At 70.1% G+C, this 25,015-nt stretch carries 22 protein-coding genes and 1 pseudogene; 15 read left to right on the top strand and 8 right to left on the bottom strand.

Annotation, left to right across the window (positions count from 1 at the left end):
* The first annotated feature begins 19 nt into the window (after positions 1-19).
* From cobO to ACIA5H_RS15280, 3 genes are all read left to right on the top strand, one after another.
* Complete coding sequence (gene cobO / locus ACIA5H_RS15290) at positions 20-634, top strand: cob(I)yrinic acid a,c-diamide adenosyltransferase (RefSeq protein ID WP_379251406.1); 615 nt, start codon at positions 20-22, stop codon at positions 632-634.
* Between the two features lie 79 nt (positions 635-713).
* Positions 714-2,255 carry a cobyrinate a,c-diamide synthase gene (locus ACIA5H_RS15285; protein ID WP_379251404.1) on the top strand — a complete coding sequence of 514 codons (1,542 nt, stop codon included), beginning with the start codon at positions 714-716 and terminating at the stop codon, positions 2,253-2,255.
* A complete protein-coding gene (locus ACIA5H_RS15280; RefSeq protein ID WP_379251402.1) occupies positions 2,242-2,610 on the top strand; it encodes a cobalamin biosynthesis protein in 369 nt (122 codons plus the stop codon). The genes ACIA5H_RS15285 and ACIA5H_RS15280 overlap by 14 nt, the downstream gene beginning before the upstream one ends.
* Before the next feature lie 26 nt (positions 2,611-2,636).
* Here ACIA5H_RS15280 and ACIA5H_RS15275 read toward each other — a convergent pair whose 3' ends face one another.
* Together ACIA5H_RS15275 and ACIA5H_RS15270 are read right to left on the bottom strand one after the other, a co-directional pair.
* On the bottom strand, positions 2,637-3,734 hold the full coding sequence (locus ACIA5H_RS15275; RefSeq protein WP_397076569.1) for a hypothetical protein: 1,098 nt from the start codon (positions 3,732-3,734) through the stop codon (positions 2,637-2,639).
* Positions 3,735-3,736: 2 nt separating this feature from the next.
* Entirely contained in the window at positions 3,737-4,867 is a 1,131-nt protein-coding gene (locus tag ACIA5H_RS15270; protein ID WP_379251398.1) for a phosphotransferase family protein, read from the bottom strand.
* A gap of 239 nt (positions 4,868-5,106) precedes the next feature.
* Between ACIA5H_RS15270 and ACIA5H_RS15265 the strand changes: the two genes are divergently transcribed.
* Both ACIA5H_RS15265 and ACIA5H_RS15260 read left to right on the top strand, forming a co-directional pair.
* Positions 5,107-6,465 carry a DoxX family protein gene (locus tag ACIA5H_RS15265; RefSeq protein WP_379251396.1) on the top strand — a complete coding sequence of 453 codons (1,359 nt, stop codon included), beginning with the start codon at positions 5,107-5,109 and terminating at the stop codon, positions 6,463-6,465.
* A gap of 66 nt (positions 6,466-6,531) precedes the next feature.
* Positions 6,532-7,890 carry a DoxX family protein gene (locus ACIA5H_RS15260; protein WP_397076568.1) on the top strand — a complete coding sequence of 453 codons (1,359 nt, stop codon included), beginning with the start codon at positions 6,532-6,534 and terminating at the stop codon, positions 7,888-7,890.
* A gap of 17 nt (positions 7,891-7,907) precedes the next feature.
* Here the strand turns inward: ACIA5H_RS15260 and ACIA5H_RS15255 are convergent, their stop codons facing one another.
* The gene (locus tag ACIA5H_RS15255; RefSeq protein ID WP_355070998.1) at positions 7,908-8,351 is read right to left on the bottom strand and encodes a nucleoside deaminase; all 444 of its coding nucleotides are present in this window, start codon (positions 8,349-8,351) and stop codon (positions 7,908-7,910) included.
* A gap of 198 nt (positions 8,352-8,549) precedes the next feature.
* On the opposite strand from ACIA5H_RS15255, the gene cobA reads away from it, so the two are divergent.
* A complete protein-coding gene (gene cobA / locus ACIA5H_RS15250; RefSeq protein WP_355070063.1) occupies positions 8,550-9,824 on the top strand; it encodes a uroporphyrinogen-III C-methyltransferase in 1,275 nt (424 codons plus the stop codon).
* Between the two features lie 335 nt (positions 9,825-10,159).
* Positions 10,160-11,620 (top strand): MFS transporter, encoded by a 1,461-nt coding sequence (locus ACIA5H_RS15245; RefSeq protein WP_355070065.1) that lies wholly within the window; start codon positions 10,160-10,162, stop codon positions 11,618-11,620.
* A 2-nt stretch (positions 11,621-11,622) separates the two neighbouring features.
* Here ACIA5H_RS15245 and ACIA5H_RS15240 read toward each other — a convergent pair whose 3' ends face one another.
* Entirely contained in the window at positions 11,623-12,036 is a 414-nt protein-coding gene (locus ACIA5H_RS15240; RefSeq protein ID WP_355070067.1) for a PPOX class F420-dependent oxidoreductase, read from the bottom strand.
* 61 nt (positions 12,037-12,097) lie between these two features.
* Positions 12,098-12,979: pseudogene (locus ACIA5H_RS15235) on the bottom strand (aminotransferase class III-fold pyridoxal phosphate-dependent enzyme); the annotation flags it as partial.
* On the opposite strand from ACIA5H_RS15235, the gene ACIA5H_RS15230 reads away from it, so the two are divergent.
* On the top strand, positions 12,929-13,720 hold the full coding sequence (locus tag ACIA5H_RS15230; protein ID WP_397076567.1) for a PucR family transcriptional regulator: 792 nt from the start codon (positions 12,929-12,931) through the stop codon (positions 13,718-13,720). The pseudogene ACIA5H_RS15235 and the gene ACIA5H_RS15230 overlap by 51 nt on opposite strands.
* Positions 13,721-13,795: 75 nt before the next feature.
* Complete coding sequence (locus ACIA5H_RS15225) at positions 13,796-13,918, top strand: hypothetical protein (protein ID WP_397076566.1); 123 nt, start codon at positions 13,796-13,798, stop codon at positions 13,916-13,918.
* On the opposite strand, the gene yaaA is transcribed toward ACIA5H_RS15225, so the two are convergent.
* The gene (yaaA, locus tag ACIA5H_RS15220; protein ID WP_356961402.1) at positions 13,911-14,654 is read right to left on the bottom strand and encodes a peroxide stress protein YaaA; all 744 of its coding nucleotides are present in this window, start codon (positions 14,652-14,654) and stop codon (positions 13,911-13,913) included. The two genes, ACIA5H_RS15225 and yaaA, sit on opposite strands and share 8 nt — an antisense overlap.
* A 58-nt stretch (positions 14,655-14,712) precedes the next feature.
* Between yaaA and ACIA5H_RS15215 the strand changes: the two genes are divergently transcribed.
* Both ACIA5H_RS15215 and ACIA5H_RS15210 read left to right on the top strand, forming a co-directional pair.
* Positions 14,713-16,470, top strand: coding sequence for a proline--tRNA ligase (locus ACIA5H_RS15215; RefSeq protein ID WP_397076565.1), 1,758 nt, complete (start codon positions 14,713-14,715; stop codon positions 16,468-16,470).
* 186 nt (positions 16,471-16,656) lie between these two features.
* Positions 16,657-18,408 carry an acyl-CoA dehydrogenase family protein gene (locus tag ACIA5H_RS15210; RefSeq protein WP_379251387.1) on the top strand — a complete coding sequence of 584 codons (1,752 nt, stop codon included), beginning with the start codon at positions 16,657-16,659 and terminating at the stop codon, positions 18,406-18,408.
* A gap of 102 nt (positions 18,409-18,510) precedes the next feature.
* Here the strand turns inward: ACIA5H_RS15210 and ACIA5H_RS15205 are convergent, their stop codons facing one another.
* On the bottom strand, positions 18,511-18,945 hold the full coding sequence (locus ACIA5H_RS15205; protein WP_397076564.1) for a ferritin-like domain-containing protein: 435 nt from the start codon (positions 18,943-18,945) through the stop codon (positions 18,511-18,513).
* On the bottom strand, positions 18,942-19,538 hold the full coding sequence (locus ACIA5H_RS15200; protein WP_397076563.1) for a hypothetical protein: 597 nt from the start codon (positions 19,536-19,538) through the stop codon (positions 18,942-18,944). The genes ACIA5H_RS15205 and ACIA5H_RS15200 overlap by 4 nt, the downstream gene beginning before the upstream one ends.
* Positions 19,539-19,698: 160 nt before the next feature.
* Here ACIA5H_RS15200 and rimP point away from each other — a divergent pair, with 160 nt between their 5' ends.
* From rimP to infB, 4 genes are all read left to right on the top strand, one after another.
* A complete protein-coding gene (rimP, locus tag ACIA5H_RS15195) occupies positions 19,699-20,364 on the top strand; it encodes a ribosome maturation factor RimP (protein WP_397076562.1) in 666 nt (221 codons plus the stop codon).
* Positions 20,361-21,389, top strand: a complete 1,029-nt coding sequence (gene nusA, locus ACIA5H_RS15190; protein ID WP_355070087.1) for a transcription termination factor NusA — start codon at positions 20,361-20,363, stop codon at positions 21,387-21,389. The genes rimP and nusA overlap by 4 nt, the downstream gene beginning before the upstream one ends.
* A 122-nt stretch (positions 21,390-21,511) precedes the next feature.
* Positions 21,512-21,844, top strand: coding sequence for a YlxR family protein (locus ACIA5H_RS15185; protein ID WP_355070089.1), 333 nt, complete (start codon positions 21,512-21,514; stop codon positions 21,842-21,844).
* 106 nt (positions 21,845-21,950) lie between these two features.
* Positions 21,951-24,974 (top strand): translation initiation factor IF-2, encoded by a 3,024-nt coding sequence (gene infB, locus ACIA5H_RS15180; protein WP_397076561.1) that lies wholly within the window; start codon positions 21,951-21,953, stop codon positions 24,972-24,974.
* Positions 24,975-25,015 lie beyond the last annotated feature (41 nt).

Below are 25,015 nucleotides of genomic sequence, written 5' to 3'. Positions count from 1 at the left end.
TCGAGAGCAAGGAGATTCGATGCCCAAGGGTGTTCCCGAGACCGTTCCCGACGACGGACTGACCACGCGGCAGCGGCGCAACCAGCCGGTGCTCGCCGTGCACACGGGGCCGGGCAAGGGCAAGTCGACGGCCGCGTTCGGGATGGCGCTGCGGGCCTGGAACCAAGGTTTCGACGTCGCGGTGTTCCAATTCGTGAAGAGCGCCAAATGGAAGGTCGGGGAGGAAGCCGCCTTCCGCGCTCTCGGCACACTGCACGAGCAGACCGGCGCGGGCGGGCCGGTCGAATGGCACAAGATGGGCGAGGGCTGGTCCTGGACCCGCAAGCAGGGCACCGAAGACGACCACGCCGCGGCCGCGCTGGCGGGCTGGCAGGAGATCGCCCGCCGCCTGAAGAATGAACAACACCGCTTCTACGTCCTCGACGAATTCACCTACCCCCTCAAATGGGGCTGGGTGGACACCGCCGAAGTAGTCGAAACCCTCCGCACCCGCCCCGGAAACCAACACGTCGTCATCACCGGCCGCGACGCCCCCCAACCCCTCATCGAAGCCGCCGACCTGGTCACCGAAATGACCAAACTCAAACACCCCATGGACGCGGGCCGCAAAGGCCAACGAGGCATCGAATGGTGATCTCCGCGAGTGGCACATGGCTGCGGCGAATCGCGAGAGGGCCGCACGAGGGTGTGCCACTCGCGAAGCGGAGGCGGGGATGAGAGCCGTTGTGGTGGCGGCGCCTGCGTCGGGGAGCGGGAAGACGACGGTGGCGACCGGGTTGGTGGGGGCGTTGCGGCGGGTGGGGCATCGGGTGGCGCCGTTCAAGGTGGGGCCGGATTACATCGATCCGGGATATCACGGGTTGGCGGCGGGGCGGCCGGGGAGGAACCTGGATCCGGTGCTGGTGGGGGAGGAGCGAGTTGTGCCGTTGTACCGGCACGGCGCACGGGGGTGCGATCTCGCCGTGGTCGAGGGCGTGATGGGGCTGTTCGACGGGCGGATCGATGAACACTATTCCGGCGCGGTGGCGGAGGGTTCGACGGCGCAGGTCGCGGCGCTGCTCGGGGCGCCTGTGGTGCTGGTGGTGGACGCGCGCGGGCACAGCCAGAGCCTGGCGGCGCTGCTGCACGGATTCGCGACCTTCGACAGCGGCGTCCGGCTCGGCGGTGTGATCCTGAATCGGGTCGGCAGTGAACGGCACGAGCAAGTGCTGCGCGCCGCCTGCGATCGCGTCGGGCTGCCGGTGCTCGGGTCGTTGCCGCGCCTGGCCGAACTCGAGGTGCCTTCCCGGCATCTCGGCTTGATCCCGGCCGTGGAACACGGTTCGGCCGCGACAGCGGCGGTGGCGGCGATGACGGACCTCGTCGCCGCGCATGTGGACCTGCACGCCGTCGCCGCACTCGCTCGCTCGTCGGTGGCGGGACCCGCGTGGGATCCCGCCGCGGCCGTGCGTGGGCTCGAAGGAGTAGCGGACTCCACGGCGTCGCTCGGTGAAGCCGGTGACATGGCGGCGTCGACAGTTGTCGGCGGTGATCGGGACTCGCGCGTCTCCACGGAGCCTGGTGGTATGCCGCGAGCCGACGAAAGCACGGACGGCGCGATCGTCATCGGCGGACCCGCCGATCGGGAGGGTCCGCTGATCGCCGTGGCGGGTGGCCCGGCGTTCACGTTCGGCTATGCCGAGCACCGCGAGTTGCTGACGGCCGCGGGGGCGCAGGTGGTCGTCTTCGATCCGCTGCACGACGAATTGCCCGCCCGGACAGCGGGAATGGTGCTGCCAGGTGGCTTCCCCGAGGAACACGCCGCGGAGCTGGCCGCCAATGCCGGCCTGTTGCGGGCGGTGGCCGAAGCCGCCCGCCACGGGATGCCGGTCCATGCCGAATGCGCCGGGCTGCTGTATCTGACCCGCTCGCTGGACGGGCACCCGATGGCCGGGGTGGTGGAGGCCGACGCCGCGTTCGGGCCGCGCCTGACGCTCGGTTACCGAGACGCCGTCGCGCTCGCCGACTCGCCGTTGTGGCGGGCCGGGGAACGGGTCCGTGGGCACGAATTCCACCGCACGCGCCTGGTGTCCGCGCCGCCACGGAATCCGGCGTGGGGATGGCGCGGAAGCGCGGGAGAGCGCGTCCAGGAAGGGGCCCTCAGCGGCAACGTGCATGCCTCGTACCTGCACACACATCCGGCGGGGAATCCCCAGGCGGTGCGTCGATTCGTGACGGAGACAGTGCGTTTCGCGAGTTCCCGTGCCGTCCGCTGAGATCGTCGTCGGCATCGGCCTGCGACCGCGCACTTCGGCCCGCACGATTCGCGCTGCCCTGCACGAGGGCGTAGGCGACCATCGGATCGTGTGCCTCGCCACCATCACGCGGCGCTCCGCCGAACCCGGACTGCGCGCGGTCGCCGCTGACCTCCGGGTGCCGCTACGGTCCTACTCCGCCGACGAACTGGCGGCGGTCACCGTCCCGAACCCGGGAGACCGGACGCGTGCCGCCATCGGCACGGCAAGCGTCGCGGAGGCCGCGGCGCTGCTCGCCGCCGAAGGCGGGCCGCTGGTGCTGTCCAAATGCGTCGTGCACGGCGTGGTGCTCGCTGCAGCGCTGTACGAGCGGTAGAGCCGTTCGACCCTGCGGCCCCTGTTTCAGGGTGCGACCGAGCCCCAGTCGGCGAAGCCCGTGGGGTCGTGGCGGCCGATGCTGGCGTGCTCGAACAGGCCCCAGCCTTCGGCGTCGCCGCAGCGGGCGCGGGCCACGTGGTCGGTGACGCCGTAGGGGATGCGGGCGGCGATCCCAGGGTCGGTGAGGTCGTTGCGGCTGGAGGAGGACCAGTCGCGGCCTTTCCACTGGCCGTGCTGCCAGTCGGGATCGCCGCCGTAGCCGCACCCGACGTGCAAGGGAACGCCCGTGCCCGGCGTGATCTCGATCTCGAGGGGTTTGCCGTCCGGCGTGGTCAGCTCCAGTCGCGCCCCGACGGGAAACCTTGTGCCGGAACGATAGTCGATGGCGATGCGGGGCCAGCCGAGCTGTTCGGTGCGTCCGTCCGGCCAGATCCGGGTCGCGTCGTTGAGGGTGCGCCTGCCGTCCGGCTCCTCCTGCACGATGACCACGACGGCGAAGTCGTCGAACCGCAGCGGCACGTAGAGCCACCAGAATCCGCCCGAGGGCTCGGCGGCCGCGCGTCCGGGCGGCTCGGTCTCGCCGACCGGGCGGATGCCCCACGAACGATCCCTGGTCCCGGTCCACACCGCCGGGTCGACCGTGATGTCGTCGCCGTCCACGTGCAGCGTTCCCGCCCACGAGCCGACCTGCGCGAATCGGGACGCGTCGATGATCGGCCGGTTGCCCGCGAGGATCAGGTGCGGTTGTTCCTGCACGGCGGGGAAGGCCCCGGTCCAGGTCAGGTCGAAGCCGAGATCGTCGTGCTCGCAGACCACCCGGATGCGCCGCAGCGGTTCGATCACTTCGACGCGGTAGCCGCCGACGCGCTGGTCGAGGCTCCGGTCGCCGAGCGCGTCGGAGAAGCGCACCGCGCGCACCGTGTCGCCGCGCCGGACGGCGGCGTAGGCGTCGGTCACCCCGAGGTTGGGGTACACGCCGAGACCGGTGATCAGGAACGTGCCGCCGTCGCGGTCGTGCGCGTTGAAGTAGCTGCGGTCGTAGAAGTTCCGATCGCTACTGGCCACCCGGGCCAGCGACAGCGGGGTCTGGTGGATCGGGTACTCGTCCAAGGGCACAGGCATGATCAGTCCCATTCGTAGGTTCCGTCGAGCAGCGCTTCCAGGCTTGCCCGGTGCATGACGTAGTCGTCGCGGTCCGGCGTGTCGGTGTCCTCGCCGAAGTGGATCATCCTGCGTTTCACCCGCGCCATCACGATCGCGTGCCGCAGCGCGGCGTACACGAGGTAGAAATCGAGATCGCGCACCGTGTGACCGGTCAGCTCCTCGTATTTCGACACCACGTCGTCGCGGCGGAGGAAATCGGGGAGCCCCGGCTGCCCGAAGCGGGTGGCCAGATCCTGGAAGAACCGGTGGATGAAGATCACCCAGCCCAGGTCGAGTTCCCGCGGCCCGAGGGCGGCCATCTCCCAGTCCAGCACCGCCACCGGGTCGAATTCGCGGTAGATGATGTTGCCCGGGCGGGCGTCGCCCCAAGTGAGCACATCCGGACCGGGGTCGGCGGGCCAGTGCTCCTCCAGCCAGGTGAAACTTCGCTCGATGAGTGGGATCTCGTAGCCGTCGTCCGCGAGCGCCCACCGGTACCAGGAGCGCTGCGCGGCGACGTGCCTGCGCAGCGAGTCACCCGGCCCGCTCAGCATCGGGAAGTGCGCCGCCGGGTCGGGGATGCCGTGGATCTTCGCGATCACCTCGACGGTGTTGTGGGTGAGCCGAAGGCGGTCGGCGGGATCGGCATCGAACAGCCAGCCGATGAACACGTACGGCGGGTTGTCCGTCGGCACCCGTCCGTCCACCCGGCGCATGACGAAGAACGGTGCGCCGAGCGGCGTTTCGTCGTTCTCCAGCCAGCACAGGCCCGGCACCGGCACGTCGGTGGCCGCGGCGACGCCGGCCATCACCTGGTACTGGGTGGCCAGGTCGTAGGTCTCGAAGACCGGGAACGATCCGGCCTCGGGCGCCATCCGCGCCACGAACGACCCGCGCTCCGCCCGACCCCCGACGGTCCATTCGGCGTCGAACAGAATCGAGGTGCTGGACATGCCGCCGGACTGCGGACGCGACAGATCCGAGATGCGCGGCAACTCGTCCGCGGCGACCTTCGTGTTCAGCCAGCGCGCCAGGTTCCCGGCGAGCGTGTCCAGGTCGCGTTCGCTGACGGTCAGCTGCTGTCGCTGTGCCGGGTCCGGATCGTCGGTCATCATTGTCCTCCTGACACGTGCGGCCCGGGTGCACCGCTGGCGGTGCGCCGGGATACGCGACTGTAACGCGTTCTAGTTATTGACGGGCCGGAACCGGGAACGAATCCCGGCGCCGCTCGGTGCGGCGGGCACGTAGGCCGAAAGAAGTACCCGGAAATCCAGGGTTTTCCCGGAGGTCATCCCATGACCTGGTCGGATACTTTCGGCTGGCCAATCTGTCGGCCTGCGAGGGGAGCGGTGTGCGTACCGTCGAAATGGAAGTCCTGACGAGCGGCGAGGCGCGAACCGGTGGCGAGCGGCGGCCGTGGAGCCTGCCGGCCCGGATCGCGTTCCGCTTCGTCTTCGCCTACTTCGGTCTGTTCTGCCTGCTGTTCGCCCAGATCCTCTTCGTCTTCACCGGGATACTGAGCAAGTGGCTGCCCGAGAGCGCGATCCTGTGGCAGATGCGCACGACGAGCCCGCTGGTCGGGTGGGTCGGCGAGCATGTCTTCGGGGTCGAAGCCGTCTTGCACGAGAATTCGGGCAGCGGCGACCAGGCCGCGATCTGGCTGCTGATCTTCTGCGAACTCGTCGCCGCGGCGCTGATCACGATCGTCTGGTCGATCCTCGATCGCCGCCGCCGGGACTACACGGCACTGCGCAACTGGTTCCTGGTATTCATCCGGCTGTGCCTGGGCGGCCAAATGCTCTTCTACGGTCTGGCCAAGGCGATTCCGTCGCAGATGCCCGCGCCTTCGCTGACCGCGCTGCTGCAACCGTACGGGACGATGAGCCCGGCGTCGGTGCTCTGGAACCAGGTCGGCGCCGCGCCCATGTACGAAATCCTGCTCGGTACGGCCGAGGTGCTCGGTGGCCTGCTGCTGTTCCTCCCGCGCACCGCGACGGCGGGCGCGTTGCTCAGTCTGGTGAGCATGGCGCAGGTCTTCGTGCTGAACATGACCTACGACGTGCCGGTGAAGATCCTCTCGTTCCACTTGCTGTTGCTCTCGCTGGTGGTGCTGGCGCCGCAGGCCGGGCGGTTGGCGAACCTGCTCGTGCTGGAACGCCCGTCCGAACCGGCCGCGCAGCCGCCGCTGTTCGGTTCCCGCCGCGCGAATCGGATCGCTGCGGTGGCGCAAGTGGCTCTGGGCCTGTGGGTGCTGATCGGCGGTGTGTACATCGGCTGGCACACCTGGCGCGAGTCGGGTGACGGCGCGCCGAAGCCTGCGCTCTACGGCATCTGGACCGTCGGCGAGTTCACCAGGGACGGGCATCCGGCGCCGCCGCTGCTCACCGACGAGGGCCGCTGGCGGCGGCTCGTCTTCGACCGCCATGGCACGACCGTGCAGAAGATGGACGACTCGTTCGTGCCCGTCGTGGCGGTGGTCGACGAGGCCGCGCACACCATTGTTGTGTCGGAGGCTTCCGCGTCGGCAGGCGCTCCGCCCGCCCGCCTCGGCGCCTTCACCTTCACCCGACCCGGTACGGACACGCTGTCGTTGACAGGTGAGCTGAACGGAACGCCGGTGACCTTGTCGATGGACCGGATGGACCTGAATTCCTTCCCGCTGCGCGGCCGGGGATTCCACTTTGTTCAGGAATACCCGTACTTCCGCTGAAATCCCCTACGGCCACGGCTCTTTTCGATACCTTCGGTCTGCATCGACTCGGACTGGAGGGCCGTCGTGACCGAAGCGATCTTGGATCGGACCGACGCCGCCGCTAGCGCGGAGGACGCCGGGGTCCGGCCGTGGAGCGGGGCGACCCGGATGGCGTTCCGTTTCGGCTTCCTGTACTTCGGACTGTTCTGCCTGGTGTATCCGTCGATCGTCCCGGAGTTCCTCGGACTGACGCGCGAATGGCTGCCGGACTGGGTGAACTACGGCGCGGCCCGCGCGCTGCGTCCGGTGGTGGAGGGGGTCGGGACGCGCGTGTTCGGCGCGTCCGTCGCGGCGAACACCGCTTCGATCAGCGGTGACCAGGCGTACTTCTGGGTGCTGGTGTTCGTCGTCCTGGTGGCCGCGGTGTTCGGAACCCTGCTCTGGAGCGTGCTGGATCGGCAGCGGCCGCATTACCGCGCCGTGCAACCGTGGTTCCTGCTGTTCGTGCGTTTGTGCCTGGCGGGGCAGCTGGTCTCCTACGGAATGGCGAAGGCCGTCCCGACCCAGATGCCGCCCACACCGCTGAGCCGATTGCTCGAGCCCTACGGGAACTTCAGTCCGATGGCGGTGCTCTGGAATCACATCGGGGTGTCGCCGCAGTACGAGATCCTGCTGGGCTCGGCAGAACTGCTCGCCGGTGTGCTGCTGTTCGTACCGCGTACCGCGCTGGTGGGCGCCATGCTCGCCTTGGTATGCACGACACAGGTGTTCGTGCTGGACATGACCTACGACGTGCCCGCGAAAATCCTGTCGTTCCACCTGATGTTGCTGTGCCTGGTGCTGCTCGTTCCGGAGGCCGGGCGTCTGGCGAACGTGCTCGTACTGGACCGGCCCACCGGACCGTCGACGACACCGCCGTTGCTGCACTCGCCCCGGGCCCGTCGGATCGCGGCCGCGGTGCAGATCGCGCTCGGGGTGTGGCTGGTGTTCTCGAACGCCTACACCGGCTGGGAAAGGTGGAACGAAGAGGGAGCCGGGCGGCCGGAACCTCCGCTGTACGGCATCTGGGCGGTCACCGACTTCAGCGTGGACGGCAACCCGCTTCCACCGTTGAGTACCGATCAACTACGTTGGCAGAAAATCGTTTTCGACCGGGACGGGGCGACCGTGCAACGAATGGACGGTCAGTTGGTCCCCGTGCTCGCCATGGTCGATCCCGGCGCGCGCACGCTTGTCATGGCCGCGCCGCCGACGGCCGTCGGCGGGGGACCGCAACCGCTGGGCAGTTTCGGCTTCGACCGGCCCGCGCCCGAACGGCTGACCTTGACGGGCACGCTCGCCGGGCAGCCGGTCTCGGTGGCGCTGACCCCGGTCGCGCTCGAGGACTTCCCATTGCGCAGCCGCGGTTTTCATTGGGTGCAGGAATATCCGTATTTCCGCTGAGCCGCCCGCTGCTCGGGTCAAGCCTCGAGATCGTCGGCGAATCCGATGTCCTCGTGCCACAGCGCGGGATGCTCGGCGATGAAGCGGGTCATCAGGTCGATGCAGCGCCGGTCTTCCAGAACGGTGACGGCGACGCCGTGCCCGGCGAGCCATTCGTGCCCGCCGGAGAAGGTCTGCGACTCCCCGACCACCACCGAGCCGATGCCGAACTGACGGACCAGGCCGCTGCAATACCAGCACGGCGAAAGCGTGGTGACCATGATGGTGTCGCGGTAATCGCGGCGACGTCCCGCCGCGCGGAAGGCGTCGGTCTCGGCGTGCATGCTGGGGTCGCCGGACTGCACCCGGCGGTTGCGGCCACGCCCGAGCAGGGTGCCGCCCGCGTCGAAGAGGGCGGCGCCGATCGGGATCCCGCCCTCGGCGAGCCCGCGCAGCGCCTCGTCGTAGGCCACGTCGAGCAGTCGTGCCGGTGTCGGCTGCTTCATCGGTCCGCCTTTCCGAGCTGGACGACTACACCGCAACCTACCGCCGCGGACCGCCGAATCGCTTGTTACCGCTGGTCACAGTAGGTTTGCCCGGCCGCGCGGTCGTTGCGTCGTCCGTGCGGGCGTGCCGGTCGATTGCCGGGGCCCGACGGTCACGCCGTAGGCTCGAAACTTGTGCCGAACACGTCAGACGCAACGCAAGAGCAGCCCACCGGCGACCCGAACTACCTGGTCGGGCTCGATCTGCACGGACGGCGTGTCGTCGTGGTCGGCGGTGGGTCGGTGGCGCAGCGCAGGCTGGGCCTGTTGATCGCCTCCGGCGCGGACGTCCACGTCGTGAGTCGTGCCGTCACGCCGGCGGTCGAGGGAATGGCGAGCTCCGGGCAGATCACCGTCACGCTGCGCGATTACGCCGACGGCGACCTCGACGGCGCCTGGTACGCGATCGCGTGCACCGACGAACCCGAGACCAACGCGGCGGTGGTGGCCGAGGCGACCCGGCGGCGGGTCTTCTGCGTGCGGGCCGACACGGCACGGCTGGGCACGGCGGTCACCCCGGCCACCGCGCGCTACGACGGGCTCACCCTCGGTGTGCTCGCGAGCGGGCAGCACCGGCGCTCGGCGGCCGTGCGCAACGCGTTGCTGGAAGCCCTGCAATCCGGTGTCGTGAGCGACGACTCGACGCCGATCGCGCCCGGTGTCGCCCTGGTGGGCGGTGGGCCCGGTGATCCCGACCTGATCACCGTGCGCGGACGGCGGCTGCTGGCCAGGGCGGATCTGGTGGTGGCCGACCGGCTCGCGCCGCCGGAACTGCTCGCCGAGCTCGGGCCCGAGGTCGAGGTGGTCGACGCCGCCAAGATCCCGTACGGGCGGGCGATGGCGCAGGAAGCGATCAACAACGCGTTGATCGAAGGCGCGAAGGCGGGCAAGTTCGTGGTGCGGCTCAAGGGCGGCGACCCGTACGTGTTCGGGCGCGGGTACGAGGAGCTGGAGGCCTGTGTGGCCGCCGGGGTCCCGGTCACGGTGGTGCCCGGCGTCACCAGTCCCATCTCGGTGCCCGCCGCCGCGGGTATCCCGGTGACCCATCGCGGCGTCACCCACGAGTTCGTGGTGGTGAGCGGGCACGTCGCGCCGGATCACCCGGATTCGCTGGTGGACTGGCCCGCACTGGCCCGGCTGCGCGGCACCCTGGTGCTGATGATGGCGGTGGAGCGGATCGAACAATTCGCCGCCGCGCTGCTGGAGGGCGGTCGTCCGGCGGGTACCCCCGCCACCGTCATCCAGGAGGGCACGCTGCGCACGCAGCGCGTGCTGCGCGCCGATCTCGGCACGGTGGCCGCCCGGGTGCGCGCCGAGGGCATCCGCCCACCCGCGATCGTGGTGATCGGCCCGACCGCCGGTTTCTCCGCCGACGCGCTCGTTCCGCACGCCGACTCCGCGGCGGGCTAGCGTCCGCGGCGGTGCGGCGATCCGATTCCGCGAGACCATGGCCGCATCGACCGCCTCCCGTCCCGGTCGCGGTGGCACCCGTGCCGGTGGCCGCACGCCGAGTGCACGCGTCGTCGCTCGCGGGCCGGCACCCGATCCGCCCCGCGACGTGCCGCACAGCAGGTCGCCCGGTCGACCGAGGGCCGGCAATGGAGCGGACGAGCGGGAGACCTTTCGGCTCGCCCGGATGACAGGGTCCGCTCCCCGTCGTGCGCCCGGCCGGGCCGGTGGGCGGACAAATACGGCAGCGGCATCAATTACAGTGACTCACTGTGCTTCGGAACCCCGCTGCGACGATGCAGTATCCAGTGACGCAGCGGGCCTTCGGGCTCGCGATCCTAGTCCTGAGCGGATTGCAGCTCATGGTCGTGCTCGACGGCACGGTCGTGATCTTCGCGCTGCCGCGGCTGCAAGAGGAGATGGGGTTGTCCAGCGCGGGCAGCGCGTGGACGGTGACCTCCTACGGGCTCACCTTCGCGGGTCTGATGCTGCTCGGCGGCAGGCTCGGTGACGCGTTCGGCCGCAAGCGCATGCTCGTGGTCGGTGTCGCGGTGTTCACGCTGGCCTCGCTGTTGTGCGGATTGGCGCAGAACCAGGCGATGCTGCTCGCCGCGCGGGCCTTCCAGGGCGCGGGCGCGGCCGTCGCGGCGCCGACCGCGTTCGCGCTCGTGGCGACGACCTTCGCGCCGGGCAAGGCGCGCAACCAGGCGATCGCGATCGTCGGGTCGATGGTCGGCATCGGCTCCGTCGGCGGCCTCGTGGTCGGCGGCGCGCTGACCCAGTTGTCGTGGCGGTGGATCTTCCTGATCAACGTCCCGATCGGCGCGCTGATCATCCTCGGCGCGGCCTACAAGCTCGCCGACACCGAACATCACCGTTCGGCCCTCGACATCCCCGGCGCGGTGCTCGGCACCTTCGCCTGCGCGTCGATCGTTTTCGGCGCGACCGAGGGGCCGGAGATGGGGTGGGGGCACCCGGCGATCATCGGTTCGCTGATCGCGGGCGTCGTGCTGCTGATCGTCTTCGTGGCGCTGGAACGGCGGGTGGACGACCCGCTGCTGCCGTGGTCGCTGTTCGACAGCCGTGACCGCGTCGCCACCTTCCTGCTGATCTTCCTGGCCGGCGGCGTGCTGGGCGCGATGACCTTCTTCGTCGCCCAGTTCATGCAGAACGTCATCGGGTACGGGCCGCTCAAGGCGGGCGTCGCGGCGATTCCGTTCACCGTCGGCATCGGCATCGGCGGCGCGGTGGCCTCCAAGGCGGCGCTGTACATCGCGCCGCGCTGGCTGCTCGCGGGCGCGGCCGTGGTGCTCGGTGTCGGACTGCTGTTCGGCTCCACCCTCGACGGCGAGGTCATGTACTTCGCCACGCTGCTGCCGCTGCTGGTGGTGATCGGCTTCGGCGTCGGCATCGCCATGGTGCTCGCACCGCTGTGCGTGCTGGTCGGCGTGCCGCCCGCCAATATCGGCCCGCTGGCCGCGGTCGGGCAGATGTTCATGAACCTTGCCACCCCCGTGGCCATCGGCCTGCTCACCCCGATCGCCGCCTCCCGCACCCTCTCGCTCGGCGGCCGCACCGAGAAGGTGGCCGGGATGACGTCCGCGGAGATCGCCGCGCTCGGCAACGGCTACACCCTGGTGCTGTTCGTCTGCGCCTTCGCTGCCTTCGCGGCCGGGCTGGTCGCCCTGACCCTGCGCTTCACCCCGCAGCAACTGGCCATGGCCCAGCACGCCCAAGAAGAAGCCCAGCAGGCCTGAACTCAGAACCTCCCCGCTACTCGACGGGGTGTCACGCGCACGATGACGCGCGGGCCGTCGTTGACGGAGGCGGGGTTGAAGTCCACGTACTTCTGTCCGGTGTACTTCGCCGACAGCTCGTTGGGCAGCGTCTTCTCCGGATCGGGCGTGAGGGTCGCGCTGCCCCGGATCTCCGCGTAGACGTACGGGTTGTCCGGCGGATTGATCAGCACGGTGATGCGCGGGTCGCGCGCGAGGTTCTTGCCCTGCTGGCGATCCGTCGTGGTGGAGAAGAGCAGGTCGTTGCCGTCGCGCTTCAGCCAGATCACGGTCAGGTGCGGCTGCCCGTTGGGGCCGATCGTGGCCGCGGTGGCGAAGACCTTCTCTTCGTCCAGGTACTTCTTCAGTTCGTCGGAGAACTCAGCGGTAGTGGTCACGCTCTGAGCGAACAGCGCCAGACGGCCCCGCATTCCCGTCGGCCGCGAAAGACGCTGTCACTCAGACGGTGTGCCGGTCCGCCGCCGCCAACGCGTGGTCCAGAATCGCCAGACCCTCCTTCGTCTCGGTCTCGGTGAGCACGCACGGCGGCACGACGTGCAGCCGGTTGAAGTTCACCAGCGGCAGCAACCCGGCCGCCCGGCATGCCGCGACCAGTTCGGTCATCGCCGGGCTCGAGCCGCCGTACGGTGCCAGCGGCTCGCGGGTTTCCCGGTCGCGGACCAGCTCGACCGCCCAGAACACGCCCAGGCCGCGCACTTCGCCGATGCTGGGATGGCGTTGCGCGAGTTCCCGCAGACCCGGTCCGAGCACGCGGGCGCCGATGTCGGCGGCGTTCTCCACGATCCGCTCCTCGCGCATCGCGGTGATGGTGGCCACCGCCGCGGCCGTGGCCAGCGGATGCCCCGAGTAGGTGAGCCCGCCGGGGTAGGCCCGGTCGGCGAAGGTCGCGGCGATGGCCGGACCGATCGCGACCCCGCCCAGCGGCACGTATCCGGAGTTCACGCCCTTGGCGAAGGTGAGCAGGTCCGGCACGACGCCGTCGAAATGCTCGAGGGCGAACCATTTGCCGGTCCGGCCGAAGCCGCACATCACCTCGTCGGCGATGAACACGATCCCGTACGCGTCGCACAGGGCACGCACGCCGGCCAGGTATCCCGGCGGCGGGACCATGATGCCCGCGGTGCCGGGGACCGTTTCGAGCACGATCGCCGCGATCGTCTCCGGCCCCTCGAACGCGATGGTCTGCTCGAGATGCGCGAGCGCGCGCTCGGCTTCCTCGGCCTCGGTGGTCGCGTGGAACTGGCTGCGGTACAAGAACGGTCCGAAGAAATGGACCACGCCGGTGTTGCCGTGGTCGTTGGGCCAGCGCCGCGGGTCGCCGCGCTCGGGTTGGCTCGCCGTGCCGTCTACGTGCCGCTGGCCGTCGAGGTCGCCGCGGCGGCCGAGTCCGATCCGCTGGCGGGTCAGCGCCGCACGGCGGGCATCGTGGACGCGGTGACGCACGGGCTGGGGCTGGCCAAGGTGACCGCGCTGGTCGCCACCGAGCCGGGCGACCGGGTGTCGTTGATCGTCGCGCTGCCCCGGGCCGGCGATCCGGACGAGGCATTGGCCGCCGCGTGCGCCGCGATGCTCGGCGAGGTTCGGCGCGTCGACGGAGTGCGCCGGGTGGTGATCGGCGCGGGCACCATGTCGGAAACACTGCTGGACACCGCCCACGGCCTCCCGCACGCCGCGCACGTCGCGGAAGTCGCGCTCTCGCTGCGAACTTCGGCGTCTCGGCCGTTCTACCGCAGCGGCGACGTGCGGCTGCGCGGACTGCTGTCGCTGATCCGGGCGGAGCCGGGCGTGCAGCGCTTCGCCGAGACCGAGCTGAGCGCGCTGCTGCGCTACGACATCCGCCACGACGCGGATCTGACCCGCACGCTGCGGCAGTTCCTCGATCTCGCGGGCAACAAGACCGAACTCGCCCGCAGGCTCGGAATCAGCCGCCCCACCCTCTACGAACGGCTCGCCCGTATCGCGCGCATCCTCGAAGTCGATCTCGACGACGGCGAGTCCCGCACCTCCCTGCACACCGCGCTGTTGATCCGTGATCTGACGGCGAGTCCGGGTCAGGGGTGATCCCGGTCGCCACGCCGTTGTCGCGCGACCGCGGTTCGCGTGAGACTGGGCCCATGACGGTGGAGGAACGTTTGCTTGGAGCAGCCGCGGTTGTTCCGGACGCCCACGGCACGGCGCCGGTACGAGGAGGCGGCCCGAGCCAACCTCGCGGCCGAACTCGCCGCGCTCACCACGGAACAGCCGGACGCGCTCAGGTGATGATCAGAAGTTCGGTGGCAGAGGCGATCTCGGCTCGCAACCCCGCTTTGGCCGCCACCCGTGCGACGCCCCGCACGTCGGCTGGTTCGGCCCTGGTGAGCACGAGGGCACGCGCCAGCAGACCCTTGTGGTGTTTGTTGAAATGACTCACCACCGTGCGCGACCCATCCGGATGCTCGGTGAGGACGTTGGCGGTGATCGCGCCGGGCACCCGCCCCAACTGCTGATAGGTGCCCGAGCGCAGGTCGACGACGAGTTCGCCCGCCGCCTCGGCGTGCAGCGCCGCCGCGAGCTCGTCGCGCCAGACGGCCGAAAGAGTCGGCAGACCGGGTAGTTTCGAGCCGCCGGACAGACGGTACGCGGGAATCGGGTCACCGGCGCGGACCGCGCCGAACAGCGCGGAGCCGATGCCGAGCCGGGCATCCGCCTTGGCCCGCTGCGCCTTGGTAAACGAGCGCGCGTCGAGCGCGTCGTAGAGCACGCCGGTGTAGCGCTCCAGCGCGGGCCGCGTCGGCGAGGTGCGCAGCGCGGCGTTGCGGGCGATCTCGCCGTCGGCCCCCTTGCCGAGGCCGAGCGCGTGCCGGGAGCGTTCCGGGTCGGCCGCCAGGCGCACCACTTCCTCGATCAGCCGGGCGCGCACCGCCGTGAGCTGCGGCATCGCCAGCGAGTCCAGGGTGAGCGGCGCCCCGGCGCCGCCGTCGGACTTGGTTTCGGAGGGAGGCAGCAGGACCAGCACGAACGAATACGGTAATGCGCTGGGACCGGCGTCCGGCCAGCGACTACCCTGTGCTTCCGTGATCACCCGCCTCTCCCGCCTGTTCCTGCGCACTCTCCGCGACGATCCCGCCGACGCGGAGGTGCCCAGCCACAAACTCTTGGTCCGTGCCGGCTACGTGCGCCGCGTCGCCCCGGGTGTCTACTCGTGGCTGCCGCTGGGCCTGCGTGTGCTGCGCAAGGTCGAGGACGTGGTGCGCGCGGAGATGGACGCGATCGGCGGGCAGGAGATCTCGCTACCCGCGCTGCTGCCACGCGAACCGTACGAGACCACCAACCGGTGGACCGAATACGGCGACGGCCTGTTCCGGCTGCGCGACCGCAAGGGCGCGGACTACCTGCTCGGGCCCACCCACGAGGAGCTCTTCGCGCTCACCGTGAAGGGCGAGTACAGCTCCTACAAGGACCTGCCGGTCACGCTGTACCAGATCCAGACCAAGTATCGCGACGAGGAGCGCCCGCGGGCGGGCATCCTGCGCGGGCGCGAGTTCGTGATGAAGGACTCCTACTCCTTCGACCTGGACGAGGACGGCCTCAAGGCCAGCTATCACGCGCACCGCCAGGCCTACCAGCGCATCTTCGACCGGCTGCGGGTCAAATACGTCATCGTGGCCGCCACCTCGGGCGCGATGGGCGGCAGCGCGTCGGAGGAGTTCCTGGCCGACAGCCCGGTCGGCGAGGACACCTACGTGCGCTGCCCGGAATCCGGCTACGCGGCCAACGTGGAGGCGGTGGTCACGCCCGCTCCCGAACCGCTGCCCATCGAAGGACAGCCCGAGGCGGTCGTGCACGACACCCCGGACACTCCCACCATCGCGACGCTGGTGGACTGGGCCAACGGCGCGGGCATCGCCGAGCGCTACGGTCGCCCCGTCACCGCGGCCGACACCTTGAAGAACGTGATGGTCAAACTGCGCCACCCCGACGGGAAGACCGAGATCGTCGGCATCGGCGTCCCCGGTGACCGCGAGGTCGACGACAAGCGCCTCGGCGCCTCGGTCGAACCGGCCGAGGTCGAGTTGCTCACCGAAGCGGACTTCGCCGAGAATCCGTTCCTGGTCAAGGGCTACATCGGCCCGAAGGCGTTGCAGGCCAACGGCATTCGGTACCTGGTCGATCCCCGCGTCGGTACCGGCACCAGCTGGATCACCGGCGCCGACGAGCCGGGCAGGCACGTCGTCGGCCTGGTCGCGGGCCGCGACTTCGTCCCGGACGGCACCATCGAGGCCGCCGAGGTCCGTGACGGCGACCCCTCGCCCGACGGGCGCGGCACCCTGGTGGCGGCCCGCGGTATCGAGATCGGCCACATCTTCCAGCTCGGCAACAAGTACACCGACGCGTTCGAAGTGGACGTCCTCGGTGAGAACGGCAAGCCGGTGCGGCTGACCATGGGGTCCTACGGCATCGGCGTCTCCCGCATGGTCGCGGTGATCGCCGAGCAGCAGCACGACGACAAGGGGCTGCGCTGGCCCGCGGCGGTCGCGCCCTACGACGTGCACGTCGTCATCGCGAACAAGGACGACGCGGCCCGCGCGGGCGCCGAAGAGGTGGTGTCCGGCCTGCACGCGCAGGGCTTGGACGTGCTCTTCGATGATCGCACCGCCTCGCCGGGCGTGAAGTTCAAGGACGCCGAGCTGCTCGGCATGCCGCTGGTGCTGGTGATCGGCCGCGGCTGGGCCGAGGGCAAGGTCGAGCTGCGCGACCGCTTCACCGGCGAGACCGAGGAACTGCCCGCCACCTCCGCGGTGGACGCGGTGGTGGCCAGAGTTCGCGGCTGACTCGTTTCCCCGAACGGCCCCCGGCAGAAAACGCCGGGGGCCGTTCGCTATCGGCACGAAGGCCGCAGGAGAATGCGCACGCGGGAACGGGACGGTGTCCACCTACGCGACCGTAACCTGAATTCGCTGGTCACAGATCCGCAGACCTTGTCCACGCTGCTGTTACCCGCTGGTAAGTTAACCCGCATGACAAACAGCGACGTGCGGTTGTTCAACCCCGCCACCTATGATCCGCAGCAGTTCGACGCCGAGACGCGGCGCCTGCTGCGCGCCACGATCGAGTGGTTCGAGGGGCGGGGCAAGCAGCGTCTGCTCGCCGACGACGCGAATGCGGTGTGGACCGCGGACTTCCTCGACTTCGTGAAGAAGGAGAAGTTGTTCGCCACCTTCCTGACCCCCGCGGCGTACGCGGACGGTGACCCGGACCGCCGCTGGGACGCCGCGCGCAACGCGGCGCTGTCGGAGATCTTCGGCTTCTACGGTCTGGCGTACTGGTACGCCGAGCAGGTGACCATCCTCGGTCTCGGCCCGATCTGGCAGAGCGACAACGAGGCGGCCAAGAAGCGCGCGGCCGCCGACCTGGCCGCGGGTGAGGTGATGGCGTTCGGTCTGTCCGAGCAGACCCACGGCGCCGACATCTACAACACCGACCTGGTGCTGACCCCGACCGAGCCGGGAAGCGCGGACGCCGAAGCCGGAATCCTCTTCCGCGCCAACGGCGAGAAGTACTACATCGGCAACGGCAACGTGGCCAGTATGGTGTCGGTGTTCTCCCGCCGCGCCGACCTCGAAGGCGCCGACGCGTACGTCTGGTTCGCCGCCGACTCCAGGCACGAGAACTATCGCCTGCTCGGCAATGTCGTGCACCAGCAGATGTACGTGAGCACCTTCCGGCTGGAGAACTACCCGGTGCGCGCAGAGGACATCCTGCACACCGGCCCCGAGGCGTTCTCCGCGGCGCTGAACACCGTGAACGTGGGCAAGTTCAATCTGTGCCACGGCGGGATCGGCATGGTCGAGCACTCCTTCTACGAGGCGATCACCCATGCGAACAACCGCGTCCTCTACGGCAACCCGGTCACCGAATTCCCGCACGTGCGGGCGAATTTCGTCGACGCCTACGCGCGCATCATCGCGATGAAGCTGTTCAGCGACCGTGCGATCGACTACTTCCGCGGCGCGAGCCTGGAGGATCGCAGGTACCTGCTGTTCAACCCGATGACGAAGTCCAAGGTGACCTCCGAGGGCGAAACCGTCATGACGCTGCTGCTGGATGTGCTGGCAGCCAAGGGATTCGAGAAGAACACCTACTTCGCCGAGGTGCAACGGCTGATCAGCACGCTGCCCCGGCTCGAGGGCACGGTGCACGTGAACGTCGGGCAGATCCTGAAGTTCATGCCCAACTATCTGTTCGACCCGCAGGACTACCCGGAGATCGGCACCCGGCAGGACGCGGCCGACGACGCGTTCTTCTGGCGCCAGGGCCCGGCGCGGGGCGCGGGCAAGGTGCGCTTCGCCGACTGGGCGCCGATCTACGACAAGCACGCCGACATCCCGAACGTGAGCCGGTTCTACGAGCAGGCGCAGGCGCTGCGCACGCTGCTGACCACGGCGGCCCCGGACGCCGCGCAGCAGAAGGACCTGGACTTCATGCTGACCATCGGCCACCTGTTCTCCCTGGTGGTCTACGGCCAGCTGATCCTGGAGCAGGCCGCGATCACCGGCTTGGACCGCGACCTGATCGACCAGATCTTCGACTTCCAGGTCCGCGACTTCAACGGCTACGCCACCGCGCTGTACGGCAAGCCGTCGGCCACGCCGGACCAGCAGGGCTGGGCGGCATCCGCCTTGCGGCCGCCGGTCGCCGATCGCCCGCGCTTCGACCGGGTGTGGGCCGAGGTCGCGTCCTACGACGGCGCGTACGAGATGCGGCCGTAGGTCGGTTGTCGAGCGAACGGCGGCCCGGGTCGCCCGCGGCCGCCGTACGCGTCGTTTCCTTTGCGGCGCATCAGATCTCGGGCAGTCGGCCCGGTCGACGGGTCAGGCTTTGCCAGGAAACGCGACCGTGGGCGGATTCGCGCCGAGAATCGACTGCCACGCGGCCAGCCGGACGGCGGCCTCGGTGAGCGCTTCGACGCCGGTGCGCCGGATGGCCATGGAGTCACCGCGCTCGACCACCGACCGCCAGGCCACGGCGGAGTCGGACTCGACCGTCACGGCCAGCTTGGCGGCCGAGATCGGATCGGTCACGGCGAACGGCACCGTGTAGGCCGCGTCCGGCGGCGGCACCGTCGCGCCGCCCAGAGCGAGGGCGTCCACCGTGGTGTCGCGGCGAGCCCGGTGCGCGGCGGTGTGCTCGGCGACCAGCCTGGTGCGCTCGGAGGAGGCGTAGGCGGCGATCACCCCGTAGGCGTACACCGCGCCGTATTCGGCGTTCAGCGCGCCGATGAGCGCTCGGCGTTCGTCCTCGGTCATGCCAGCAACACCCCCGTCTGCACCGCGCAGGCCGCGCTGATCGAAGCGAGCAGACCGGCCCGATAGCCGGTCAGGGCGCGGGCGAGTTCGGCCGCCGATTTCTGGGAGGCGGTGAGCTGCGTGCGCAGCGTCTCGACGCTCGGCGGCGCGGTGGGCGGCACGGCGCTGCCCGAAGCCACGGCCGACGGGCCGGACGCACCGGCGCGGGTGCGGTGCGCCGGTTTGGTGCCGTCGGCGTAGACGCCGATCGCGCGGTCGATCTCGGTGCGCAAGGCGTCGGCGTGGGCGGTGCGCTCGGCCGCGATCGCCGCCAACGCGGCGTGCCGGTCGGGCGCGACGGCGATGGCCGCGGTCGCCGCCGCGGCGTCGGATCGGGCCGCGACCTCTTGTGCGGCAAGCGGATCCGGCTCATGGACCACGTCGTCACCGGTGCAGCCGACCAGCGCGCCGAGGGCGATCACCCCGGCCGTTCCGCCGCAGGCGAGACGTAGCGCGCTGCGACGATCCAGGGCGGCGCGGCGGTGCTCGTGCCGGTCGGAGGGCATGCCGGTAGTGCGCCCGGCACGCGGCGGGGCGGGAAGGCGGATGGGCACGGCACTATCGTGCCAGACTCGCGGGGCGTCGCCGGACGAGCATCGGCCGTGGCGTGCGGACTCCGAGACCGCTGGTCCTTTACACTCTCGTGGCGCGTTACGCTAGACCTTCGGTAGAGAAATTTCCCGCCGCGTCACAACTGAACCAGGAGCCGCCCACATGCCGATGCCGACCGAGGAAAGGGTGAGCCAGCTAGTAGCTGGTCTCGTCGAACGCCGAGGATTCGATCTCGAGGGCGTCGAGATCTCGACGGCGGGCACGCGCGTGGACGCGCAGGCTCGGGTGCAGGTGACCGTGGACCGCGACACCTCCGATCTGGACTCCCTGGCGACTCTGAGTACGGAGCTGTCGGCGCTGCTGGACGACGCGGGGGAGTTCGGCGAGACGCCCTACCTGCTGGAAGTCACGACCCCCGGGATCGACCGCCCGTTGACCGCCGACCGGCACTGGCGTCGGGCGCGCGGGCGGAAGGTGCGCGTGCGACTACGCGAAGGCGCACAGCCCCCGGAGGGGTCGGCGACCTTCGAGGCCAGGGTCGGCGCGCTCACCGGTGATTCGGTGGCGCTGGTGCTCGGCGGCAAACGCGACCCGCACCGGGTGACGGTCCCGCTCGCCGACATCGCCACGGCCGTCGTCCAAGTCGAGTTCTCCCCGCCGAGTGCTCGAGAGCTGGAACTCACGGGCGGAGTCGTTCCGGGGCGGCCCGCTCCGGGTGCGGACGACGCGGTGGCGGTCGAGGACGCCGCGCAGCTCCGAGGAACACCGAATGCACTGTCCGAATCCTTAACAGCGTCCGATTCGCCGACCGAAGGGATCGTGGAATGAACATCGAAATCGAAGCCCTGCGCGCGATCGTCGCCGACAAGGGGATCTCGATCGAGACCGTGATCTCCGCGATCGAGTCGGCGCTGCTCACCGCGTACCGCCACACCGAGGGCCACCAGCCCAACGCGCGCATCGACATCAACCAGAGGACCGGCGTGGTTCGGGTGATGGCGCGCGAGGTGGACGCCGACGGCAACGTGATCTCCGAATGGGACGACACCCCGGAGGGGTTCGGCCGGATCGCGGCGACCACCGCCAGGCAGGTCGTACTGCAGCGGCTGCGCGACGCGGAGAACGAGAAGTCCTTCGGCGAGTTCTCCACCCACGAGGGCGACATCGTCGGCGGTGTGGTGCAGCGCGACGCGCGCGCCAACGCCCGCGGCACCATCGTGGTGCGCATCGGCAGCGAACTGCACGGCGCGGAGGGCTTGATCCCGCCCGCCGAGCAGGTGCCCGGCGAGACCTACGAGCACGGCGACCGGATCAAGTGCTACGTCGTCGGGGTCTCCCGTGGGCCGCGTGGACCGCAGATCACGCTGTCGCGCACCCACCCGAATCTGGTGCGGCGCCTGTTCGCGCTGGAGGTGCCGGAGATCGCCGACGGCTCGGTGGAGATCGTCGCCGTGGCGCGCGAGGCGGGGCACCGATCCAAGATCGCCGTGCGCACCACGGTGCCCGGCGTCAACGCCAAGGGCGCCTGTATCGGGCCCATGGGACAGCGCGTGCGCAACGTGATGAGCGAACTGGCCGGCGAGAAGATCGACATCATCGACTACGCCGACGATCCGGCGACCTTCGTCGGCAATGCGCTCTCGCCGTCGAAAGTGGTTTCGGTCACTATCGTCGACCCGGAGGCAAGGGCGGCCCGCGTAGTGGTCCCCGATTTCCAGCTTTCCCTGGCGATCGGCAAGGAGGGGCAGAACGCTCGCCTGGCCGCGCGGCTGACCGGCTGGCGCATCGATATCCGCAGCGACGCCGCGCCCGACATGGGCGGATCCGTTCGGACGGAGGCGCATCGCAGTTGACCGGAGCCCGCCCGCGGAGTGCTCGGGATGACAGGTTCGTAACTTCCGCGGGGGAGGGGTTCGGCGTTCCGAGCGTGGCAGCGGTAGAGTGGTCCAAGGTTCAGTCCGAGTCTTCGGTTTCCATGCCCGACCGCACCACCGAGCAGCACCAGGCGCCCCGGCGCCGAGCGGCTCCGGTACGGACGTGTATCGGGTGCCGGAAGCGCGAGCTGGCCGTCGATCTGTTGCGGATCGTGGCTCGGGACCGTGAGACCGGAGACGGCTCCCACGTCATCGAGATCGTTCCCGATCCGCGGCGCAGACTTCCCGGACGGGGTGCCTGGCTGCACCCCCTTTCGGCTTGTCTGCGCGCGGCAGAGCGGCGCCGAGCGATCGGCAGAGCACTACGAGTGTCCGGACATCTGGATATCTCAGCCCTGGAGCATTACCTCGAGAACAGGCACGAGCACTCATGAGCACACCGTGAAGTACCAACGATGAACGTCCATCGGAGATAACCCGAGGTCGTGCGGGCCGCCGTCCCCAACGGTGGCGCTGCTCGGCCTCTCAGTGAGGAGAGCAGTGGCAGGCAAGGCCCGCGTGCACGAGTTGGCAAAAGAACTCGGTGTCACGAGCAAGGAACTACTCGCAACGCTCAAGGAGCAGGGCGAGTTCGTGAAGTCGGCGTCCTCGACGGTGGAAGCTCCCGTCGCCCGCCGGCTGCGTGAGTCGTTCGCGGCGAAATCCGCCCCGTCCAACGGCAACAAGCCGGGTGCACGCCCCGGACCGTCCGGTCGTCCGGCCCCCAAGCCCGCGGGCGGAGGCCCGCGTCCAGGTCCCCGTCCGCCGGCGCCCACTCCGGCGCCCACCGCGCAGGAGACCGCCGCTCCGGCCGCGCGCACCGGTGAATCCCCGGCCGTGAAGCCGGGCCCCGCCGCGCGTCCCGGACCGTCCCCGGCGCCCAAGCCCGCCGCCCGGGAATCGATCAACCCGCAGGCCGCCGCGGCTTCGGGCGCGAGCGCGAGTTCCGCGCCCGCCCCGGCCGGTCCCCGTCCGACGCCGGGCGGCCCGCGCCCCGGGCAGCAGCAGCGTCCCGGCGGCCCCGGCCAGGGTGGACATCGCCCGGGTGGCGCGGCTCCCGGCCCGCGTCCTGGGCCGAAGACCCCGCGCGTCGGTAACAACCCCTATTCGTCGGCTCCCGAGCGTCCCGCGCCGCGTCCGGCCCCCGGTCAGGGTGGCCCGCGTCCCGGTCCGTCCCAGGGTGGTCCGCGTCCCGGCCCCGCTCAGGGTGGTCCGCGTCTCGGTCCGTCGCAGGGTGGTCCGCGTCCCGGCCCGGCTCAGGGTGGTCCGCGTCCGGCGCCCGGCCCTGGTGGTCCGCGTCCCGGCGGCCCGCGGCCGAGCCCCGGCTCGATGCCGCCTCGTCCGAATCCCGGCGCGATGCCGTCGCGTGCGGCGCGTCCCGGCGGCGCCGGAGGCCCCGGTGCGGGTCGTCCCGGTCGTCCCGGTGGCGCCGGTGCCGGTCGTCCCGGTGGCGGCGGTGGCGGTGGCTACCGCGGTGGCGGTGGCGGCGCTCCCGGTGCCGGTGCGGGTGCGCCCGGTGCCGGTGGTGCGGCCGGTGGCTTCCGCGGTCGTCCCGGTGGCGGCGGTGGCGGCGGCGGTCGTCCTGGCGGTCCCGGTGGCCGCGGTGGTGCGGCAGGCGCGTTCGGCCGTCCCGGTGGCGCGCCCCGGCGTGGCCGCAAGTCGAAGCGGCAGAAGCGGCAAGAGTACGACTCGATGCAGGCGCCCGCCGTCGGCGGCGTGCGGCTGCCGCGCGGCAACGGCGAGATCATCCGGCTCGCTCGCGGCGCGTCGCTGTCGGACTTCGCCGAGAAGATCGACGCTAACCCGGCCGCGCTGGTGCAGGCCCTGTTCAACCTCGGTGAGATGGTCACCGCGACCCAGTCGGTGAACGACGAGACCCTCGAGCTGCTGGGCAGCGAGATGAACTACGTCGTCCACGTGGTCAGCCCCGAGGACGAGGACCGCGAGCTGCTGGAGTCGTTCGACCTCACCTATGGCGAGGACGAGGGCGGCGAGGAAGACCTCGAACAGCGTCCGCCGGTGGTGACCGTCATGGGTCACGTCGACCACGGTAAGACCCGCTTGCTGGACACCATCCGCAAGGCGAACGTCCGCGAAGGCGAGGCAGGCGGCATCACCCAGCACATCGGCGCCTACCAGGTGCTCACCCACCTCGGCGACGAGGACCGGCTGATCACCTTCATCGACACCCCGGGTCACGAGGCGTTCACCGCCATGCGCGCCCGTGGTGCGAAGGCCACCGACATCGCGATCCTCGTGGTCGCCGCCGACGACGGCGTCATGCCGCAGACGGTGGAGGCGATCAACCACGCGCAAGCGGCCGACGTGCCGATCGTCGTGGCGGTCAACAAGATCGACAAGGAAGGCGCCAACCCGCAGAAGGTGCGTCAGCAGCTCACCGAGTACGGCCTGGTCGCCGAGGAATACGGCGGCGAGACCATGTTCGTCGACATCTCCGCCAGGCAGAACATCAACATCGATGCGCTGCTCGAGGCGGTCCTGCTGACCGCGGACGCGGCGCTGGACCTGCGGGCCAACCCGGACATGGACGCGCAGGGTGTGGCCATCGAGGCGCACCTCGACCGTGGCCGCGGCCCGGTGGCGACCGTGCTCATCCAGCGCGGCACCCTGCGGGTCGGCGACTCGATCGTGGCGGGAGACGCCTACGGCCGGGTGCGCCGGATGGTCGACGAGCACGGCGACGACGTCGAGGCGGCGCTGCCGTCGCGGCCGGTTCAGGTCATCGGCTTCACGTCGGTGCCCGGCGCGGGTGACAACCTGCTCGTGGTCGACGAGGACCGGATCGCCCGGCAGATCGCCGATCGGCGCAACGCGCGCAAGCGCAACGCGCTGGCCGCACGCAGCCGCAAGCGGATCAGCCTGGAAGATCTGGATGCCGCGCTGAAGGAAACCAGCGAGCTGAACCTGATCCTCAAGGGCGACAACTCGGGTACGGTCGAGGCCCTCGAAGAGGCGCTGCTCGGGATCCAGGTGGGCGACGAGGTGCGGCTGCGGGTGATCGACCGCGGCGTCGGTGGCGTCACCGAGACCAACGTCAACCTCGCTTCGGCGTCGAACGCGATCATCATCGGATTCAACGTCCGCGCCGAGGGCAAGGCGACCGAGCTGGCCAACCGCGAGGGCGTCGACATCCGGTACTACTCGGTGATCTACCAGGCCATCGATGAGATCGAGAAGGCCCTCAAGGGCATGCTCAAGCCGATCTACGAAGAGGTCGAGCTGGGGCGGGCCGAGATCAGGGCGATCTTCCGTTCGTCGAAGATCGGAAACATCGCCGGTTGCATGGTCACGTCGGGCTCGGTCAAGCGCAACGCCAAGGCGCGCCTGCTCCGGGACAACGTGGTGATCGCCGAGACGATGTCGATCTCGTCGCTGCGCCGGGAGAAGGACGACGTCACCGAGGTCCGCGAGGGCTTCGAATGCGGTATGACGGTCACCTACTCCGACATCAAGGAAGGCGACATCATCGAGGCCTACGAGCTGCGCGAGAAGCCGCGCGACTGATAGACCGAGACGAGTCCGGGCGCCGCGCGAAGTGCGCGGCG

The organism is Nocardia sp. NPDC051900, from assembly GCF_044452545.1.
Lineage (GTDB): Bacteria > Actinomycetota > Actinomycetes > Mycobacteriales > Mycobacteriaceae > Nocardia > Nocardia sichangensis.
The sequence above is the reverse complement of the archived record's forward strand: the minus strand, read 5'-3'. Positions and strand labels throughout refer to the sequence as shown.

Bases quoted from the DNA above. Each gene is read 5' to 3' on its own strand.
- cobO (WP_379251406.1), top strand. From the start codon at position 20: ATGCCCAAGGGTGTTCCCGAGACCGTTCCCGACGACGGACTGACCACG.
- ACIA5H_RS15285 (WP_379251404.1), top strand. From the start codon at position 714: ATGAGAGCCGTTGTGGTGGCGGCGCCTGCGTCGGGGAGCGGGAAGACG.
- ACIA5H_RS15275 (WP_397076569.1), bottom strand. From the start codon at position 3,734: ATGCCTGTGCCCTTGGACGAGTACCCGATCCACCAGACCCCGCTGTCG.
- ACIA5H_RS15270 (WP_379251398.1), bottom strand. From the start codon at position 4,867: ATGACCGACGATCCGGACCCGGCACAGCGACAGCAGCTGACCGTCAGC.
- ACIA5H_RS15245 (WP_355070065.1), top strand. From the start codon at position 10,160: ATGCAGTATCCAGTGACGCAGCGGGCCTTCGGGCTCGCGATCCTAGTC.
- ACIA5H_RS15230 (WP_397076567.1), top strand. From the start codon at position 12,929: ATGGACCACGCCGGTGTTGCCGTGGTCGTTGGGCCAGCGCCGCGGGTC.
- ACIA5H_RS15210 (WP_379251387.1), top strand. From the start codon at position 16,657: ATGACAAACAGCGACGTGCGGTTGTTCAACCCCGCCACCTATGATCCG.
- ACIA5H_RS15205 (WP_397076564.1), bottom strand. From the start codon at position 18,945: ATGACCGAGGACGAACGCCGAGCGCTCATCGGCGCGCTGAACGCCGAA.
- rimP (WP_397076562.1), top strand. From the start codon at position 19,699: ATGCCGATGCCGACCGAGGAAAGGGTGAGCCAGCTAGTAGCTGGTCTC.
- nusA (WP_355070087.1), top strand. From the start codon at position 20,361: ATGAACATCGAAATCGAAGCCCTGCGCGCGATCGTCGCCGACAAGGGG.
- ACIA5H_RS15185 (WP_355070089.1), top strand. From the start codon at position 21,512: ATGCCCGACCGCACCACCGAGCAGCACCAGGCGCCCCGGCGCCGAGCG.